This window comes from Candidatus Jettenia sp. AMX1, assembly GCF_030263775.1.
Lineage (GTDB): Bacteria > Planctomycetota > Brocadiia > Brocadiales > Brocadiaceae > Jettenia > Jettenia caeni.
The window spans coordinates 1-20,061 of sequence record NZ_SZPP01000018.1; the positions used below are offsets into that span (position 1 = coordinate 1).

A 20,061-nucleotide genomic window follows, 5' to 3' on the forward strand; every position below is an offset into this window, starting at 1 on the left:
CATGCCTGAGGCCGTCTCGACCCGCTCGTAAACCGGATCATAGCCGCCACATCTCAATTCACGGAGGAGCAGTTCTGTATCATCCGGTGAGTCTTCGATAATTAATACGCGGAGCGGTTTCCTCATTTCTATGCTTTCTTTTATCGGTTTGGAGATTTATTTAGGAGGAGCCAGTAAACTCCTAATTGCCGTACTGCTTCGGAGAATTGATTAAAATCAACCGGTTTTTGAATATAACTGTTAGCGCCTAACCTATAGCTCTCAATAAGATCCCTTTCCTCACTTGAAGAAGTAAGGATGATTACCGGGAGTAATTTTGTCTGCTCATGAGCGCGGAGACGCCGCAACACTTCCAGGCCATCTACTTTTGGTAATTTTAAATCAAGCAGTATAACCTCTGGCAGACCGCTTGAGGTATGATCAACATATTTACCGTTACGAAAGAGGTAATCCAGCGCTTCAGCTCCGTCGTTTACTACCATTACTTTATTCATAATATTGTGCTTTTTCAGTGCACGGAGTGTAAGTTCCACATCATCCGGATTATCTTCTACCAGCAAGATAATTTTATTGTTCACAGATTTGTCCTCATAAAAGTACCTAGAATACTAAATAGTAGGCAGTAAGCAGAAAGGAGTATCACCATGTGCTGCTTGCTACCTTTTCCCTTCTGTTATGGCAAGGTAAAATAAAATGTTGCTCCTTTATTCACTTCGCCTTCTGCCCAGATTTGACCACCATGTCGATGAATAATACGTTGAACGGTAGCTAATCCAATACCTGTGCCCTCAAATTCACTTGAGGAGTGCAGGCGCTGAAACGCAGCAAACAGCTTATCGATGTATGCCATATCAAAACCGGCACCGTTATCCCGGACAAAGTACACGAGATTACCATTACACCGGGTAAAGCCGAATTCTATTTTTGCATGCATACATGTTTTGGTAAATTTCCATGCATTATTTAAGAGGTTTTCCATCGCTATCCTGAGTAATTGCGGATCACCGTTAGCGATAAGTTCATCAGCAACAATAAATTCAACGCGGCGCTCCGGCTGCTTTTCCCGAAGTTCCAAAGCAAGCGTTTTTACCATAGCGCTTAGATCAACCTCTTTTCGGCGCATTTCACTCCGTGTTATACGAGACAGATTCAACAGATCATTGATAAGCTGTCCCATACGTTGGCTGGCTGCCCTTATCCGATGAAGATAGTTTTTCCCCTGTTCGTCCAGTGTATCGGCATAGTCTTCCATTAACGCTTTACTAAATCCATCTATGCCTCTTAACGGTGCACGAAGATCATGCGATACTGAATAGCAGAATGCTTCCAGTTCCTTATTAGCAGCAGTAAGTTGGGTTGTAAGATATTCAAGTTGATCACGTTGCTTCCGCAGTTCATTTTCAACTCGCTTCTGTTCAGTAATATCTTCTTTAATTGCAACGAAATGGGCAATGGTTCCATCAGCTTTTTTTATTGGGGAAATAGATGCCGATTCCCAGTAGAGTTCGCCATTTTTTTTCTTATTAACAAATTCCCCATGCCATACATTACCGGAAGCAATCACAACCCATAATTGTTCATATACTTCAATAGGTGTTTTGCCAGATTTTAAAATGCGGGGATTCTTCCCGACTACTTCATCAAAGGTATAACCTGTTAATTGGACAAATTTTGAGTTGACATACTCTATTTTGCCTCTGGTGTTTGTAATTACGATTGAGCATGGATTTTGTTCAACTGCATTAGACAGCTTACGGAGACCATCTTCCATCTGTTTACGTTCGGTGACGTCTACTCCATACAAGTTAACATAAGAAGTATCTTTTACTGGCACAATGGTAAAAGAGAATATTCTGTCTCCATGATTCATTTCGATCCCTTTTTTTATTGCTTTGGTATGGAAAGCATGGGTAATAAATTGGTACAAGAAATCTGGTATGCATTGGCCAACTTCACAGTTCCATTCATGCAGAAAAAATTTACCAGATGAATTAGCATAAAGAATGGTGCCGTCTTGAGCGATACGCAACACAGGATATGGATTCTCGGAGGGAAATTTTGCTGTATTTTTTATTTCTTCCTCTGCCCGCCTGGACTCCGTAATATCCCTGACTATACCCCATGTTCCTTTCGGTTTGCCATTTTCATCTCTGATTACCCAGACCCGAATGGATATTGGAAACACCGTTCCATCCTTCCTTATATATTCCTTTTCGTATTCATCAGTATAGTTTCTTTCAACAATTAGTTCTTTTACTTTCTCAGCTTCCATCTGATGCCACTTTTCAGGTGTAAGTTGCTGATAGGTTAATTTTTTTATCTCTTCCTTAGAGTAACCAAGCATACCTGCATACGCCTCATTGCATTCAAGTATGTGGCCATCCATATCTGTAGCTACAATTCCATCCTTAATAGTCTCATATAAAATACGATACTTCTCTTCAGACTTTTGGAGCACCTCTCTTACCCGTTTTTTCTCAATGTTCTGAATAAGCTCCAGCTTACCTTCACGTTTAATAAGGGCAAGTTGATGGTTGCGGACTACATCTATTATTTCATATGCCCGGCACTTATCAAGAGAATAACTACAAATGGCCATCATCGGGTAGTAGCTAAGGACATTATCTATCGCTTCCTCATAATCTGCGAAACTTTTCCAATCCTTTTTTTCAAGCCAGGCAGTATTGCCGGTTATCCTCATACCATCATAACCTTTAGTCATGGCCCGATTCAGTTTATCAACCCAGCCGTTGAGAACTTCCTGTAAGTTGAAAATACCATCTTTAAGATACCATTCGGTATACGGAATGATTTCTATCTGGTTTTTTATTATATAGTGTTCAAAATCAGGCAGTATTTTTTTCATTGCAGACTTAGCCTCTTCTACGGTAAGAGGTTCTGATGTAATCCACATACAAAATTCATTATTTTTCAGACCAGCCTTAAAGTAGGGTACTAAGATATCAATTAAATCTTCCCTGGTTTGATAAAATTGAGAAAGGTGGGTGCCCCATGGGGTATCGCCAATAATATCTATTCCTGTTTTTCTCATAATATTTGCCATGTTAATTACCTAACATATACTACGTTTGTTCTTTCCTGAGATACGATACGGAGGATTGAATTAAATCGAATTTTTTAATTGTCCTTAAATTAGCCGGTTTGTGCAATCTAAAATTTACCTTTTTCAATATTTTGCTGAAATTTTACTATAATTCAATGGATAAACCCGAAGAGAATGCCTATGCTTCATTTTATAATCCCATTCATTAAATTAAGCATGGAGAAACAAGGTTTGTCCATGCCACCCCTGTTTGGATTTCCTAAACATATATATTAAGAAGTATCACCATGTGCCGCTTGCTGCCTTTTCCCTTCTGTTATGGCAAGGTAAAATAAAATGCCGCCCCTTTATTCACTTCGCCTTCTGCCCAGATTTGACCGCCGTGACGATGAATGACTCGCTGTACGGTAGCCAGTCCAATACCAGTTCCTTCAAACTCGATTGCTGAGTGCAAACGCTGAAATGCTCCAAAGAGCTTGTTGGTGTATGCCATATCAAAGCCGGCGCCGTTGTCTCGTATGAAATACGTTTGTTTACCATTCTGTTGTGTACTACCGAATTCTATTCTTGCATAGGTGTTCTTCCTGGTAAATTTCCATGCATTGTTCAAGAGGTTTTCGAGCGCTATCCGCAGCAATTGTGAATCACCATGAGAATAGAGCCCTTTGGTAATAATACATTCAATCTGGCGTTCCGGCTGTTTTTCTCTCAATTCCATCAAAATATTTTCCACAAGTATGCTCAGATTAACTCTCTTTTGTTGTATTTCACTTCGTGTTATACGGGATAGATTTAATAAATCATCGATAAGTTGCCCCATACGCTGGCTGGCTGCGCTTACCCGTTGGAGGTAATTTTTGCCTTGTTCGTCTAACGTATCAGAGTGGTCTTCCATCATTGCCTTGCAAAAGCCATTAATACTTCTTAGCGGCGCCCGCAGATCGTGTGATACGGAATAGCAGAATGCCTCTAATTCTTTGTTGGAGGCGGCAAGCTGGTTTGTCAGGATCTCTAAATTATCACGTTGCTCTCTCAATTCATCTTCAGCCCTCTTGCGCTCGGTAATATCCTCTTTAACTGCGAGGAAATAAGCAATAACCCCTTCAGAATTTCTTATGGGAGAAATAGATGCATACTCCCAGTAAAGCTCGCCATTCTTTCTCTTGTTATGAAATTCTCCCCTCCATTCTTCCCCGGAAATAATGGTATCCCATAAATGTTTGTATTCTTCAGGAGGCTTCTCGCCGGATTTTAAGATACGCGGATTCTGTCCGATTGTTTCTTTCGGGGTATAACCAGTTGTCTTATAGAATTTTGGGTTTGCGTATTCAATACTCCCTTTTGTATCAGTGATCACAATCGTACACGGGCTTTGTTCTACAGCATTGTATAACTTTCGAAGTTCATTTTCGATTCGTTTGCGTTCTGCAATTTCTTCTATTAATTCGCTTTCTATTTGCGTATGTTCGGCAATTTTCCTTGCAAGTTCTCCGGCCATCGTATTAAAACTCATGGACAGATTTCCTATTTCATCCTTATGAGATATTTTTACCCGGTAATCTAATTCCCCGTCCGCAAACCTTTCTGTTGCATTCATTAAATCTTGAATGGGCTTTGAGGTCGAAACAGCAAAGATAATTCCTATACTCATAACTGCGACTATACCAGTTACTCCAAAAATCAACGCAATGATACCTAACATCTTTAAGGGCGCAAAGACCTCCGCTTTATCTATCTCTGCCAAAAGTATCCAGTCATATTTGGGTATATACAGAGAGGCGCCAACAACCGGAACACCCCTGTAATCTTTATAAATACCAACGGTTTCTTTTTTGCCTTTCATAATCTTACGAACCGGCTCTGTATTTATTATCTGTCTGAGAGAAGCATTTTTTATAAACCTTGATTCCGTCAGCAGTGTCTTATTTTTATTAATTAAATACACTTCCCCGGTTTCTTCCATTTCAACACGATTCGTTGTAATCTCAACGAGAGATGCAAGATCATAGGCATTAATAAGCACACCGATAGGCTTGCCTTGCCTCGAGAAAATTGGCGCAGAGATAAATATACAACTTGAATTAAGATAAGAAGAGTAGTGCGGCTGACCAATCGCGGTATCACCATAGCTTTTCCTTAATCCTTGTTTAAATATATCCAGACCGGACATACTCATACCAATTATATTCTCATGGGTGGATGAGATAACCTTGCCGTATTGGTCAATCAGGATTATTGCTACAAGATGATGATAGAGTGGCTTCTTATTTTTCGATAGGTACTTATTTAAATGAGTTACCGCATGTTGTTGAAAGGTTCTTCCATTGACAATTATTTCAAACTTACTTCTTATGTATCCATCGGAACTGAAATTTTTAGTCCGAGTATCATTTCCTTCCATAAAAGACAAAATATGCTGTTTTTTTGATTCTGCGAGGACTCTTAATTGCCTGAATATTTGCCCCTTTATCGTATTCCTGGCGCTGAGGTAATATACTGTTGTAATGGTAATAACTGGTATGAGGGAAATAGAAAATGCAAAGATAAGTAATCTACCTTTCATTGATAAAAGGGGGTTTATCTTATGAAATCTCATTTTGCTTCTATCCATACTTAATTATTATTTGGAATACTATTAAAAATTTCTGCCTGAGTTTCTATCTTATCATGTTACCGTTAATATGAAACATAAGCTATAATTTTACAGAAATTTTTATCCGGATTGAAGTAGTTTTGTTTAAGATGAAAGAAAATCAGACAGGAAGAATTATGTGAGGAGACGCAAAATCTTGCATCTTTCCTCTCCCTTAAGAGACTAATACTTGAATAAGCGAGGTTTTGTGCTATAGTACATCGGTGTGGTTTTATAAGGGTAAAGCAAACACCATAATTTTCAATACATTTTGTATAGGAGAGAGAGTTATGAAGGCTGTTGTCTTTTACGAACATGGTGGAGTGGATAGATTAACCTATACCGACAGGGAGAAACCAAAGATTTCTCCCTATGAAGTATTGGTAAAAGTAAAGGCGTGCGCACTGAATCACCTGGATATCTGGGTGAGGCAAGGTTTGCCCGGGGCAGAGATCCCTATGCCACATATCCCGGGTAGTGATATTGCCGGTGAGGTTGCTGAGGCAGGAATGGAGGTCAAGAAGTTCAGACCAGGCGATAAGGTACTTATTGCCCCTGGTGTTCGTTGCAGAAAGTGTGTATATTGTATTACGAATAATGACAGCATGTGTAGTAGTTTTAAGATAATGGGATTTCAAGTACAGGGAGGTTATGCGGAATTTGCCAAGGCGCATGTGGATAATATCATCCCTGTTTCCGATAAACATTCCTTCGAGGAATGGGCAGCCATTCCTTTAGTATTTTTAACAGCCTGGCATATGCTTATTACACGGGGACAACTGAAACCGGGAGAGAATGTATTGATCCATGCTGCCGGCAGTGGCATTGGCAGCGCTGCTATTCAGATAGCCCGTGTAGCTGGCGCCCGGGTAATTACTACAGCCCGAGGGAAGGAAAAACTGGAAAAAGCAAAACAGATAGGCGCTGACGAGGTTATAGACTATTCGAAAGACGATTATGGAGAAAGAGTAAGGTCGGTAACTAATAACAAGGGGGTAGACCTTATTTTCGAGCATATTGGTCCCGATACCTGGGAAAAGAATTTGCAGTGCCTTACCAAGGGAGGGCGGATGGTGGTGTGCGGGGCAACAAGCGGGCCTACCACAACGATAGATATCCGGTTTTTATATATGAAACAACATACTATTCTTGGCTGCTATATGGGTAGTAAAAAGGAGCTTTTTGATGTATTGAACCTTGTAGAACTTGGGAGGTTAAGACCTGTTATCGATACCGTATTCCCGCTCAAGGATGCCGCTGCAGCACAGCAAAGAATGCTGAACAGGGAAAATTTCGGAAAGATTGTATTAAAAGTTTAACGTATAGAAATTTCAAAGCGATTCTGTAATGGGCAAGTCGCGCCTTGCCACTACACATCGCTAAAGTCGTCGAATGCCTGTCTTGTAGGGCAACCCTTTAGGGTTGCTATCCCGGCGCATATATTCTTGCGGGGAAGCAAGGCTGAAGCCTTGCCCTACATGTTAGCATACCTCTTAAAAACCCTTGCATATTGTATCCCGATTGATATAATTAAACCTTTATTTATGACTTTCTATAAATCAATAGGATTGGTGCAATGGATCTAAAGATGGAGAAGAAAGCGGATTACATCTTTAAAGCCCCCCGGGGTACAGAAGATATATTACCAGAAAAATGGCCTTTATGGAAAAAGCTTGAAAATATCGGACGGCAGGAGTTCGAACTCTGCGGATATTACGAGATCCGCACTCCCATTTTCGAAGATACTCGCCTATTTATCAGGAGCCTTGGAGATGCAACCGATATTGTCGAGAAGGAGATGTATACCTTTGCCGATAGTGAAGATTCGAGCATAACCTTACGTCCGGAAAGTACAGCCCCTGTTATGCGGGCGTATTTAGAGTGTGAATTACACAAAACAAAAAAATTTCAAAAATTCTACTATATCGGCCCCCAATTCAGAAAAGAACGTCCTCAGGCCGGGAGACTCCGCCAATTTCATCAGATGGGCATAGAAGCAGTAGGCGCAACAGACCCTTTACTCGATGTGGAAACTATCAGCGTGGCCACCCGGATATTCGACCGGCTCGGTCTGAAGGGATACAAGGTCAAGATTAACTCCATTGGCTGTGAGAAATGCAGACCCGTCTTTAGAAATATCCTGAAAGAAAAGCTATCCGGACATGAGAAGGAACTGTGTGAACTCTGCCAGTCACGTCTCAACCGGAATGTGTTTCGCATCCTTGATTGTAAAAACGAAAAATGCAAGGCAATCAGTTACCACATGCCCTCTATTAATGACTATTTGTGCGTGGAATGTCAGATTCATGCAAAGGCAGTACGGGAAGCCCTTTTGGAGATTGGCATTCCCTATATTGTTGATGCCCACCTGGTACGGGGATTGGATTACTATACGAAAACTGTCTATGAGATCACACACTCTTCATTAGGCGCCCGTGATGCAATCTGTGCGGGAGGGAGATATGATAATTTGATCTCTGATCTCGGAGGCCCTTCAATCGGCTCAGTTGGATTTGCTATCGGTATGGAGGCAACGATTCTGGCCCTTGAAAATATTGCGGCAAAAAATAAATCCATATATCAGGAAGTTTCTGGTCCATCTCCCTCTGTCTATATCGTTTCCATTGGTGAAACCAAAAAACAATGCTTTTCTTTACTGAACCTCTTAAGGAAAGGCAATATTTCTGCTGATTTTGATTATGAAGGAAGAAGCCCCAAGGCGCAGATGCGAATGGCAAATAAAATGGGTATAAAATATGTAATTATGCTGGGCCCTGATGAATCGGCGCGCGGCGATGTTAAGGTTAAAGCTATGGAAACGGGCGAAGAAGTTACTCTCAAACAAAACGAAGCCCTCCAGTGGTTACTGGACAAACAATCACATTAACTTGAAGAATTCTTTATTTATTATCCACGATAGTCTCGAATATTTCTCAATCGCCATCTCATGTCTTTGCGTTTTAGTGGCAAATAATCCAGGATAAAAGCTGGCACATTATTGCATTTCAAGGAGATAATCCATACATGTCAATACTCAAGCGAACACATACCTGTGGTCAATTACGCATAGGAGATGTAAAATCGGTCGTAATTCTGGTTGGATGGGTAAGCAGCGTCCGGGATCACGGAGGGTTAATCTTTGTTGATTTGCGGGATCGCTATGGCATTACCCAGGTAGTTTTTAATCCAGACACAGGAAGCGAATTTTACGACATTGCCCGTCAGTTAAGGCAAGAATATGTTATTGCTATAAAGGGAAGCGTTTCTGCCCGACCAACTGGCACCGTAAATCCCAATTTGGATACCGGAGAAATAGAAGTACATGCCGATAGACTTGAAGTCTTAAACAAATCCGAAACACCACCCTTTGAAATTGCTGATGAGAGTAATGTATCTTTAGAATTAAGATTAAAGTACCGCTATCTGGATTTACGGCGCTCTATCATGCAAAAGCGATTGATCTTCCGGCATAAGATATGTCAGACGATACGTGAATATCTCGACCGTCTGAATTTTGTTGATATCGAGACACCCGTACTAACGAAGAGCACTCCGGAAGGAGCAAGGGATTATCTGGTACCCAGCAGGGTTAATCTGGGAAAGTTTTATGCGCTGCCCCAATCTCCTCAACTCTTCAAACAAATTCTTATGGTAGCAGGTTATGACCGGTACTTCCAGATTGTACGATGCTTCCGGGATGAAGACCTCCGTGCCCAGCGGCAGCCTGAATTTACCCAAATGGATATGGAGATGTCTTTTATTGACGAAAATGATATTATCCGGATCATCGAAGGGCTTGTTGCCACTATTTTTGACAAGGTTATCGGTAAAAAGGTTCTGACCCCTTTTCCCAAGCTTTCTTATAAAGAGGCCATGACCTCTTACGGGTGCGATGCTCCTGATCTGCGCTTTGATATGAAGATAAAGGATATATCTGATATTGCTCAGACTTCAAATTTTAAGGTATTTCTCGATACGATCAAATCAGGCGGGCAAGTTCGGGGCATTAATGCTACTGGCTGTGGAAATTATTCAAGGAAGGATATTGATGATTTAACTGCCTTTGTTGGTCAATTTGGAGCTAAGGGCCTCGCATGGTTCAAGGTGGAAGAGAACAGTTTGGCTTCATCGATAGCAAAATTCTTTCCCCTGGAAAACCAGGAAAATATACAACGCCGGATGGATGCAAAGAGAGGGGATTTGCTTCTTTTTGTTGCCGATAAGCCTAAAGTAGTTTCTCAATCACTTGCACAACTCAGGTTACATCTCGGCCATAAAAACAAACTTATTAATACGAGTGTATTTCATTTTTCATGGGTTGTGGATTTCCCATTATTCGACTATAATCAAGATTTACAGCGGTATGAGGCGCTTCATCATCCGTTTACCTCGCCTTATCCTGACGATCTTCCCCTGTTGGAAGAAAAACCTCTGGAAGTTAAGGCCCGCGCTTACGATTTAGTGCTCAATGGTGTAGAACTCGGAGGGGGTAGTATTCGTATTCACACACCTGAAGTACAAAAACGGGTTTTCCGCTTACTTGGTATAGATGATGCTAATGCTGCTGCAAAATTTGGGTTCTTACTTGATGCGCTCAAATACGGCGCTCCACCTCATGGTGGAATTGCTTTAGGTGTAGATCGCATGGTTACGTTACTATTACAGCTCGATGATATTCGGGAGGTTATTGCATTTCCCAAAACACAGAAGGCTACCTGCCTTATGACAAATGCGCCATCGGAGGTTGATACACAACAACTTTGTGATTTAGGGATACGGCTAACAGAACATACATGATCTGTATTACGGTAGAGGCCAACCTCATGCTCTTCCGTAATTATACAAAGCTGTGTTGAATAGATCGAATTGGAGAAATCCGGAACATTACCCCATATGCATCAAGCTAAGAATAGTGTTCCATGAAAAAGGAGATATCCCCCTGGAGAAAGAGCAATGTGTGTCCATGTTCCCCTCTAATCCCCCCTAACCCCCCTTTAAAAAGGAGGAAAGAAGGATAAGTTAAAAAAAGGGAGGAAAGAAAGAAGGATTTTTTCCTGAGAAAAGTTTGCCTGATCAAAAACATCAAACTTTTCCCCCTTTTCTAAAGGGGGACTAAGGGGGATTAAAAGTGGTTTGTTATTCTTCACCGTTTACCTATTTTAGCTTGATGCATATGGAATATTACCCACCCCTATCCCCTTCCAGGATGAGAATAAAAATGATAACAAATTTTATATAAAGTTAGGAGTATTTTTACGTGAAACGACAGATGCTTATATTGCTTATCGGGGCTGCCCTTATGATTCTTATGATTTCATTTGGATTTCTTATATACCTGAAACGGTTACACAATTCCATGTCCTATTTTGAAACAGTTGGACACTATGTACAGCAAGGCAAGCTCGATGATGCTATTGCCCTTTTGAAAGATGGCTTACAAAAAAACCCACACTTTGCGGAGGCTCATGCTGCTCTGGGAATGATCTATAACAAAAAGGATTTATATGACGAGGCACTTTCAGAGTTACAAACAGCATTAACTATCAATCCTGATCTTATCGATGTCTATCAGGAAATGTATTTAATTTATAGAAAGAAGGGTATGGAAGACGAGGCTAAAAAGGCATTAGATTCTTATGAAAAGCTGAAAAAGTAATAGAATTTTTTTGAATAAGCAGTAAGAACGTGTTAAAATTTTTGTATGAAAAAATATTTATCATTATTTTTATCTATCTTTATCCTTGTGGGCATGCTTCACGTACAGGCTATATTTGCTGCTCCGGAGGATGAGGCCAATAAGTATTACCTGGATGCATACAATCTGTATAAACTGGGCAAAATGGATGAATCCATGGAAATGCTAAAAAAAGTCGTTACGATTAATCCAAACCATGCTGAAGCACATTTTGGTATGGGAAGTATCTATTTCCGGCAAAACATGTTCGATAACGCTATTAAGGAATTTACCAAAGTTACCCGCATTAAGCCAGAATATGTTGAAGCTTATCAGAGACTTTGGCTGGCATATAAAAAACTTGGTATGAATGACAAGGCGGAGCAGGAACTTCTCAAATACAAAAAATTGATTGAGGAACGTATGCAGGCTATGGGAGGCGGCGCATCGCCTCAGGTTGCAAAACCGGTTACTCCGCCGCCCAGAAGAGAAGAACCTGAGGATGAGGAAGAAGAAAGACCCGGTCCGGAATATAAACCTTCGGAAACAAGACCTCCTGAAACAACTACCCCACCAAGGACAAGCGTTGCTGAATCAAGGCCACCAGAGCAAGAAGCCAAAGAAGAAAGGTCTGTAGTGGTAAAGCCCGTGGCTCCCGCACCACAAACACCGCAGGAACCGAGACCTCATTCCGTTGTCGAATCAAGACCCCCAATAATACCGCAAACAAGCCCAATACAGATAAGGCCAGCGGTAGAGCCACCCAGGCTGCCTTCAGAGACGAGACCTGCAACGGAAGTTGATACCCATACCGATCATACATCTCCCTATATAAAGGTTAAAAAGCATACATTTTCCTTTAAAAGTCTTCTGAATCCATTTAAAAAGATGAGTTCAACTTTATTTAAAAGTCCTTTTAAAAAGAGTACTGAGAAAGTGAAAAAGCCGTATGTTAGCAAGCTTGTAAAAGGATTTGTTTATTACATTGTGGGTGTACAAATCTGGCTCTGCGTTATTGCGACTTTATGCATATACTTCCGTAAAGCTAAAAAAGGATAAATAGTCCAAGAAAGATTCCCCCTTAAGAGGTCAATCTGACATTCAAGAGGTTTTCACGAGTTTATTAAGGGAATGGTAAAAATGCTAAGAGGTTGTCTGCAAAGTTCATATCCATGCTTAGAATTTATTCCTTTGGTGGATGGATTCCCGATAAAGACGTTCGGGAATGACAGGAGGAACCAACCGTAGATTATACAAATCCAAAAAAAAGAAAACCTCTCGAAGGTAGGTCAATTTACCAATTGTAACTTCTTCTTTACTTAGCTAAACTGTCATGGCCTCTTTTCAGCCACATTTCGCAGAGAGGAATAAAGATATAGGCTCCAAAGCTTAGCGTAAGGAGGACATTGGAAATGATAAAGGTAATCACAAAGTGATGGCATACATACCTGATAAGCCATGGGGCTGCCAGATTCAACAGAATGCCGAGAAAGGAAACACTATATATGGTAATCTTCAACCCTTCACGGGTATGCGTCATTGCCATGATACGGGAGAGAATAAATACTACGATAGGTATTGAAAAGATATGGGTATGAGTTACTTCTAAAAGTTCCCGATAAGATTTTGCAAAGAATAAACCTTCCTCCATCTTAGACTGGTTTTCCTCCATAGATGCAGGAGGTATATCAAACTCTTCCTCTTCATCACCACAATAGTAGCGTATTGTCTTTTCCGGGGAAAAACCCGTTCTCTCATAATAATTCAAAAAGCCAATTCCAACGGCTATAGCGATAATAAACAGGAAAAACGTGAAAAAGATCTTATTACTGACCGGAAGCGACCACATGCCACCTAACATTCCCCTCTCCTTCGCTCTTAATTTTCCTGAATTTCTCTTTAAAACCCATCGTCATATCTACCATAATTTTTCCATCCTTCCCCTCATACATGATTAAGGCGCCGACGCCGGGAATCTTATCAATCAATTTTAAACCTTTTTCAGGCCCTAAAACAAATACACTGGTGGATAACACATCAACCTCTGTGCCCGCAGGAGCAACAATCGTCGTTGCCATCACACCGCTTACCGGTTTTCCCGTCCTCGGATCTATGATATGTGAATATCGTTTTCCCTGTATCTCAAAGAACCGTTCATAATCTCCGGATGTTGCAGTAGCCTCATTTGTGAGTTCCAGATAGCCGAGAATTTCATTACTATCCCGTGGATGCTGCACACCGACCTTCCATACATTTTTACCGGCCGGGGCGCCAAGTACAGAAATATTCCCGCCAAGATTAACACAGGCATTATCAATATCAAATTTTTTCATGATTTCCATTGCCTTGTCTACAGCATATCCCTTCCCGATACCGCCCAGATCAATTTGAGTCTGATTATTTTTATAGGATATGGTGCAGAGATCTTTTGATCCCGCCCTTTTATTATCTATTACAATATTCTTATAAGATACGGCAGGTAAAATATCCTCTATCTCTTTATCCGATGGGATGTGCCTGTTTTCATCAAAAAATCCCCAAAGGGCAACAATCGGAGAAACGGTAATGTCAAAAGCGCCTTCACTCAGTTCACTATAGTATTGCGATATCTTAATCACATCGAGAAGTTCTTTATCGCAGGGTACAGATGATTTTGCTGCCTTTTTGTTGAGCAGGGAAAGCTCGCTATCCTCTTTGTAATTGCTCATAATGCGATCCATACGTTCCATTTCATCGAGAGCCGCATCGATTGCCTTGCCGGCAATTTTTTCATCGTTGGAATAAACAGATATCTCTGCAAAAGTACCCATAATCATACGGGTCTGTTTCAGGAGTTTCCTCCCGGAAGATACATCTTTTCCATCATCAGGAGCTAATGTACTTTTTTCAAGACCTTGTCCCTTCTTCTCATTGGCATTTCTTTTCTTCTTTACCTGTTGAGACCTGCTTGATTCTTCAGGAGATCTCTCTTTTTCTGATGTTACCGCACCAATCTCTTTAGGCCTTATATGACTCGCATCTCTTTTACCACTGAGATAATATTCATGAATGACAACGAGTACCTTTCTTACACCTGCACACATACACTGCACAGACATGGTAGCGCCGGTAATATTGATGATATCCTTATTTAACCGGATCGGGTTCTTGATTGATTTTCCAATAAATTGATAAAGGAACCGTTTCCTGGCAACATCTCCACCACGGCTCTCACGGTAAACAAGAACGGCTACATTATTAATCTTCCCATCTGGTTTTACACCGACAATAAAGGTAAAAGGATGAAATTTGCCAACCTCTTCAGTAATAATTGCATATCCCTGGATAACACCTTTACTCTTACCAATATAAACCTTAAATCCACCTTCATAAAGCCTTCTTGCAAGTTGTTTTTCAAGACCACGTTTTTCTTCAGGTGTCATGATAAATTCATCAGTTACAATCTCATCACACTCAGAAAAAACAAGGGTAAGCGCCTGTTCTTCTGTAAGATACGTCTGAAGTTGAAAACTCTCTTCAGACTCTGTGCTTGCATGTACTTTCTGAACATCAAAAAACAGAGAGACGATGGGTAACAACAATAATAATAGAAATATAAAAACAGAACGTTTTATTCTCTTATCTATGAGTTTCATTGATTGATCTAACATTTTTCTTTATACAAAAAATTCCATTGTATGTAATCGGCTTTTGTAAGCCCGAAGTTTTCCCGGAAAAAATCACTTTTTTTATGAATTTCTTTATCCTCTTTATCTGAAGGAAAGCACAATAATGAAAGGTATTGACTTGCTGAATGAAACGGTGTAGTGCTTACTGGTTAGCAAGGATATTTTCCAGTTTCTTCAGGAATTCCTGTTCAATGACACCATCAGATGGAATGCGGCTCCATCGATATGCACCACTGCCACCCGGCGGTTTCTCTTCAATCTGAGTATTTACAGAAACATAGGTTTTATTTTGTTCGCCACTTACTTTTATAGTCAGGCGATAGCGTTCCTGCCATTGCCCTTCCAGGAGTACCCCGGTAGTTCTTCTTCTTGACCATCCCTTCACCCATTGAGTTCTTATAATACCCTTTTCTTTGTCTACGGCTTTAACACGAATACCCTCAATTACCTGCATTGCCGCATCCCATACGGTATTTACATCCTTATCAAAATAGCGTGAGACTGCGGACATACTTCTCAACCCACCCCTCGAAGCACACCCTGTAGGAACAGTAGTCCAGAGAATCATACATAGCAATACGAAAACAAGAGATGTAGCAACTGACAATCTTTTTCGGTTTGTATTCATAATGGTAAGAATAGTAACAGAAATAATTTCCTTTTACAAATAATTTGTTCAATCTCTTTTAATAAACTGAGACTCAAAATCAATTAATATAAAAAAACCGGAAAAATGTCAACATAAAATTAAAAAAATCAACATGCTCAGGATATAATTCTTTTATACAGAGAATCGAAGAAGATCCTATCACCCTATCTTACTATTTTCTACAGATTAAACTATCCTTCTTATTTCATGTTTCCAAGCGTTTGTGTTAATTTAACCATGGGCATATAAAGGGCAATGATCACAGTTCCTACGATACTGGCAAGGAGAATTATGATAAAGGGCTCTAACATACTTTCCAGACGTTTATACAATATATCCAGCTCCTGATCATAAACATTTGATGTCTCTTCCAACATTTCGCCAAACATACCGGATGTTTCCCCTACCTCAACCATATGGATTGCAAAGACATCGAATAACCGGCTGCGTTTCATCATATCATTCATCGCCTTCCCTTCATAAACCCCTTTTGTGATTAACTCAACCTCACGGCTGATAACGACATTTCTGACAACAGAACCGGCCACTTTAAGCGATTCCAGGATCATAATACCACTTTTCAGAAGTGTTGCATTGGTCCGGTAAAACAGAGATAGGCTTGATTTCCGAATAATATGACCTATGAGTGGAAGAGTGAGCATCAGATGATCCGTTCCATATCTTCCATATTTCGTCATCCGTAAGACCTTAATTAAAATAAAGATTGCCAGGGGAGTAAAGATCAGTACATACCAGTGTACACTCAACCACGTGCTTGCAGAAAGCACCGTGGTTGTTATTTTCGGTAATTCCATGTGTAGTGTCTGGTATGACTTTTTAAATTTAGGAATAATAAACAGGTTTAAAAGCGCTATAATCCCAAAGGTCATAATAATAACAATACTGGGATAGATGGCGGCAGAAATGAGTTTCGATCTCCTTTTCAAAACCGTATCAAGATAATTTTCCAACCGTGTCAGCACTTCAATCAGGTTTCCGCTTTTTTCACCAGCATGAATTAAACCAAGGTAGAGTTTATTAAAATATTTCGGATACAGAGCAAGTGTTTCCGCAATGCCCTTCCCTGCTTCAACATTATCGGCCAGATTTTTGACGAACTTTACCAGGCGCTTCTTTTTTGTCTGTGCTTGCAATATCGTAAGGGATTGATACAGGGGAATACCTGCCTGGAGAAATATGCGAAGTTTTCGGGTAAATTCTACAATATCTTTTTTCTTTACACCCTGAAAAAACGAGAGAAGTGAAGAGAGTTCCCATCTCTTAAAATACTTTTCCCCTTTTGCATTGGTGGAATGATGTTCCTGGGTAAGATCTGCAGACAGCAGGGAAACAGGGAGAAAACCACTTCTCTTGAGCTTGTTTACTGCCTCTTCGGCATCCCTCGCCCTGATACGTTTTACTACAAGCTCACCGTGGGAATTTATAACCTTAACATCAAAAAGTGGCATAGGTATTCTCCATAACTTCACGATATGTCGTTACACCCTCAAGTACCTTCTTTACCCCATATTCCCTGAGACTCACCATGCCTTTCTCCTTTACCACGTTATAAAGTGATTCCGTAATATCCATAGCACTAATAAGTTTCTTTTCGTCATGCGTAATATTCATCATCTCAAAAAGTCCTACCCTTCCCCGGTAACCGGTATAGTTACAGAGATGACATCCCCTGCCCCGGTAGAAAACCGGTGAATGTAAGAGTCCGGCCTCAAGCGACAGGATTTCTTCTTCGCTTGGTATATATGATTCCTTACAATTTTTGCAGATCATCCGCACTAACCTTTGAGCCACGATAAGATTGACGGTATCAGCCAACAGGTAGGATTCTACTCCCATATCAACAAGTCTTGATATTGTACCCACAGTATTCCTTGTATGAACCGTGCTGAGAACAAGATGGCCGGTAAGTGACGCCTCAATAGCCATCTTTGCAGTCTCCGTATCCCGGATTTCACCAACAAGGATGATATCCGGGTCCTGCCTCAATATACTCCTCAGGGATGATGCAAAGGTTAAGCCTATTTCTGGTTTGATCTCAACCTGCATAATGCTGTTGATCTCGTATTCTATCGGGTCCTCAGTGGTAATAATCTTTGTATCTATCTGATTTAATTCATTCATAATGGCATAGAGTGTTGTTGTCTTTCCTGAGCCTGTCGGACCGGTAATAAGGATAACGCCACTTGACTTTCCCATATTTTCTCGTATCATCTTCAGCCCCCCGTCATCAATGCCCAAACCTGTCAGATCGAGTTTAACAGCAGATTTGTCAAGTATCCTTATAACAATTCCTTCGCCATAGATCATCGGTATAACAGATACCCTCAATTCAACAACCCGCTGATCCACATTGATGGTAAACCGGCCATCCTGGGGCAGTACCTTCTCAGTTATATTTAATCTTGCCAGCACCTTAATTCTGCTTATGAGACCAACACCAAGTTGAAAAGATATCGGTTGCGTCTCGCGGAGTAAACCATCAATCCGGAATTTAATTACATAACGGCCATAACAGGCTTCCAGGTGAATATCGCTCGATCTGCTCCTGATAGCTTCCAAAAGGATAAAATTCATTCCCCTGATTATTTCAGGTTGTGTGGCAAGTACCCGCAGATCCTTCTCGGCCAGATTACCCTGAAGCTGCCGTTCAAGGCCGTAAAACACATCCTTGCTAATCTTGAGTGGACTATCTTCCATCAGGTAACCCTCAATACCTCGTATATCGATGTTATCCCCTTCATGGCCTTCCTGATCCCATCTACTCTTATAGCCCGCATACCCTGTTCTAATGCCGCCTTCCTGATCACCATCGATGATGCCCCTTTTTTTGTTAACTCCTTTATCTCTTCGTTCAGGGTCATAATCTCAAAGAGAGCGGTTCTTCCCTTATAACCACTAAAATTACATTCCTTGCATCCCGCCGGACTGAACCACATCGCGTCCTTTTCAACATACCAGCTTCCATCAAACTCCTCTTCTCCTTCCTTTCTCATCCAGGATAAAACCTCATCCTCTGCAGGCTTGAAAGGAATTCTGCATTTTTTACACAACGTCCTTACTAACCGTTGATAGATAACTGCCTGTACTGAAGCATTAATCATAAATGGAGGAAGCCCTATATTGATTAACCGGGTAATAACCGATGGGGCGTCATTGGTATGAAGGGTACTCATAACCTTATGACCGGTCAGCGAAGAGCGCATGGCAATCTCAACCGATTCCAGATCACGCATCTCTCCTACCATAATAACGTTCGGATCGTGCCGTAAAATATGTTTCAGGATTCTGCTGAACCCACGGCCATGTTCAGCACTTACCTGGATTTGATTCACTCCGTCAAGGGTATATTCCACAGGATCTTCAATAGTAATAATTTTTATCTCAGGGCTCATCAGTTCATTCAGCATGGCATACAGCGTTGTTGTTTTCCCGCTCCCTGTTGGCCCTGAAATAATCATCATCCCATCGGGTATAGCAACAATTGAGCTTAGCTGGTTGTAATCTTCTTCAAGCAGCCCCAAGGTTCTCAGCCCCTTGCGCACATTCGATTTATCCAGTATCCGTAATACAATACCCTCGCCATGAATAACAGGTAAGGTTGAGACCCTTATACTGACATCTATCCCGGACTGCTGTATTTTAGCCCTGCCGTCTTGTGGCAATCTCTTTTCCGCAAGGTCGAGCCCTGCCATTACCTTGATACGAGAGATAATCGTAGGCTGTAATCTTTTCTCAAAGGAATTGACCTCATAACAAAAATCATCAACCCGGTAACGAACCCTGAGCCGTGTCTCCAGTGGCTCAATATGTATATCACTGGCATTCATAGAAATGGCATCTGATATGATGGTATTCACCAATTCAACAATGGTATCGTCATCATAGGACAGAACGGGTTCCGCGGAACGGCGCACTGTTTGTTGTAACCCTGCAGACACAAGGTCCATGCTGTTTGAATAATATCTCTGAATCAATCCTTCTATATGATCCTTCTCTGCCATAACGAATTTTACTTTTTGACCTATGAAGAATCGTATGTCATCAAGAACGGTCGAATTTGGCGGATTTGATAAAGCAATAGTTACCATCCCATCCTCGTTATTAACAGGTACAAGCAAATGCCTTCTTACCATATCTTCCGGAACAGACCGAAGTATTTCCGGGGTTAAGTCTACATTGGTTAATTCAATGGATGGTAACCCTGTTGGTGAATCGGGTATCTTTGCTGTTTCATCTTGAACGGTATAGCCAAGATTGATAAAGATATCTTCTCCACCCAATGTCTTGCTGCTCCTTATGAATTGCACTGCATCATCAACTTCTTCTTGCCGCATACTCCTTTAATCTCCTATA

The 20,061-nt window shown here is 41.0% G+C and carries 14 protein-coding genes; 5 read left to right on the top strand and 9 right to left on the bottom strand.

Annotated elements, in window-relative coordinates:
* Positions 1-140 precede the first annotated feature (140 nt).
* The 3 genes from FBQ94_RS07150 to FBQ94_RS07160 form a co-directional block, all read right to left on the bottom strand.
* Positions 141-578, bottom strand: a complete 438-nt coding sequence (locus FBQ94_RS07150; RefSeq protein WP_007223257.1) for a response regulator — start codon at positions 576-578, stop codon at positions 141-143.
* A gap of 95 nt (positions 579-673) precedes the next feature.
* On the bottom strand, positions 674-3,064 hold the full coding sequence (locus FBQ94_RS07155) for a PAS domain S-box protein (RefSeq protein WP_007223258.1): 2,391 nt from the start codon (positions 3,062-3,064) through the stop codon (positions 674-676).
* A 316-nt stretch (positions 3,065-3,380) separates the two neighbouring features.
* On the bottom strand, positions 3,381-5,660 hold the full coding sequence (locus FBQ94_RS07160; protein WP_007223259.1) for a PAS domain S-box protein: 2,280 nt from the start codon (positions 5,658-5,660) through the stop codon (positions 3,381-3,383).
* 326 nt (positions 5,661-5,986) lie between these two features.
* Here FBQ94_RS07160 and FBQ94_RS07165 point away from each other — a divergent pair, with 326 nt between their 5' ends.
* From FBQ94_RS07165 to FBQ94_RS07185, 5 genes are all read left to right on the top strand, one after another.
* Positions 5,987-7,015, top strand: coding sequence for a zinc-binding dehydrogenase (locus tag FBQ94_RS07165; RefSeq protein WP_007223260.1), 1,029 nt, complete (start codon positions 5,987-5,989; stop codon positions 7,013-7,015).
* Positions 7,016-7,272: 257 nt separating this feature from the next.
* A complete protein-coding gene (gene hisS / locus FBQ94_RS07170; RefSeq protein ID WP_285442069.1) occupies positions 7,273-8,583 on the top strand; it encodes a histidine--tRNA ligase in 1,311 nt (436 codons plus the stop codon).
* 137 nt (positions 8,584-8,720) lie between these two features.
* On the top strand, positions 8,721-10,493 hold the full coding sequence (aspS, locus tag FBQ94_RS07175) for an aspartate--tRNA ligase (protein ID WP_007223262.1): 1,773 nt from the start codon (positions 8,721-8,723) through the stop codon (positions 10,491-10,493).
* A 460-nt stretch (positions 10,494-10,953) separates the two neighbouring features.
* A complete protein-coding gene (locus FBQ94_RS07180) occupies positions 10,954-11,352 on the top strand; it encodes a tetratricopeptide repeat protein (protein WP_007223264.1) in 399 nt (132 codons plus the stop codon).
* Between the two features lie 45 nt (positions 11,353-11,397).
* Positions 11,398-12,429, top strand: a complete 1,032-nt coding sequence (locus FBQ94_RS07185) for a tetratricopeptide repeat protein (RefSeq protein ID WP_007223265.1) — start codon at positions 11,398-11,400, stop codon at positions 12,427-12,429.
* 256 nt (positions 12,430-12,685) lie between these two features.
* On the opposite strand, the gene FBQ94_RS07190 is transcribed toward FBQ94_RS07185, so the two are convergent.
* From FBQ94_RS07190 to FBQ94_RS07215, 6 genes are all read right to left on the bottom strand, one after another.
* Positions 12,686-13,231: an Aq_1264-related membrane protein gene (locus FBQ94_RS07190; RefSeq protein WP_007223266.1), complete on the bottom strand. Its 546-nt coding sequence runs from the start codon at positions 13,229-13,231 to the stop codon at positions 12,686-12,688.
* Positions 13,197-15,020: an FAD:protein FMN transferase gene (locus FBQ94_RS07195; protein WP_007223267.1), complete on the bottom strand. Its 1,824-nt coding sequence runs from the start codon at positions 15,018-15,020 to the stop codon at positions 13,197-13,199. The genes FBQ94_RS07190 and FBQ94_RS07195 overlap by 35 nt, the downstream gene beginning before the upstream one ends.
* Before the next feature lie 160 nt (positions 15,021-15,180).
* Positions 15,181-15,549, bottom strand: a complete 369-nt coding sequence (locus tag FBQ94_RS07200) for an outer membrane protein assembly factor BamC (RefSeq protein WP_007223268.1) — start codon at positions 15,547-15,549, stop codon at positions 15,181-15,183.
* Positions 15,550-15,887: 338 nt separating this feature from the next.
* Positions 15,888-17,156, bottom strand: a complete 1,269-nt coding sequence (locus FBQ94_RS07205; RefSeq protein WP_007223269.1) for a type II secretion system F family protein — start codon at positions 17,154-17,156, stop codon at positions 15,888-15,890.
* A complete protein-coding gene (locus tag FBQ94_RS07210; RefSeq protein ID WP_007223270.1) occupies positions 17,143-18,405 on the bottom strand; it encodes a GspE/PulE family protein in 1,263 nt (420 codons plus the stop codon). The genes FBQ94_RS07205 and FBQ94_RS07210 overlap by 14 nt, the downstream gene beginning before the upstream one ends.
* A complete protein-coding gene (locus tag FBQ94_RS07215) occupies positions 18,405-20,042 on the bottom strand; it encodes a GspE/PulE family protein (protein ID WP_007223271.1) in 1,638 nt (545 codons plus the stop codon). Before FBQ94_RS07215 ends, FBQ94_RS07210 begins: the two co-directional genes overlap by 1 nt.
* Positions 20,043-20,061: the final 19 nt, after the last annotated feature.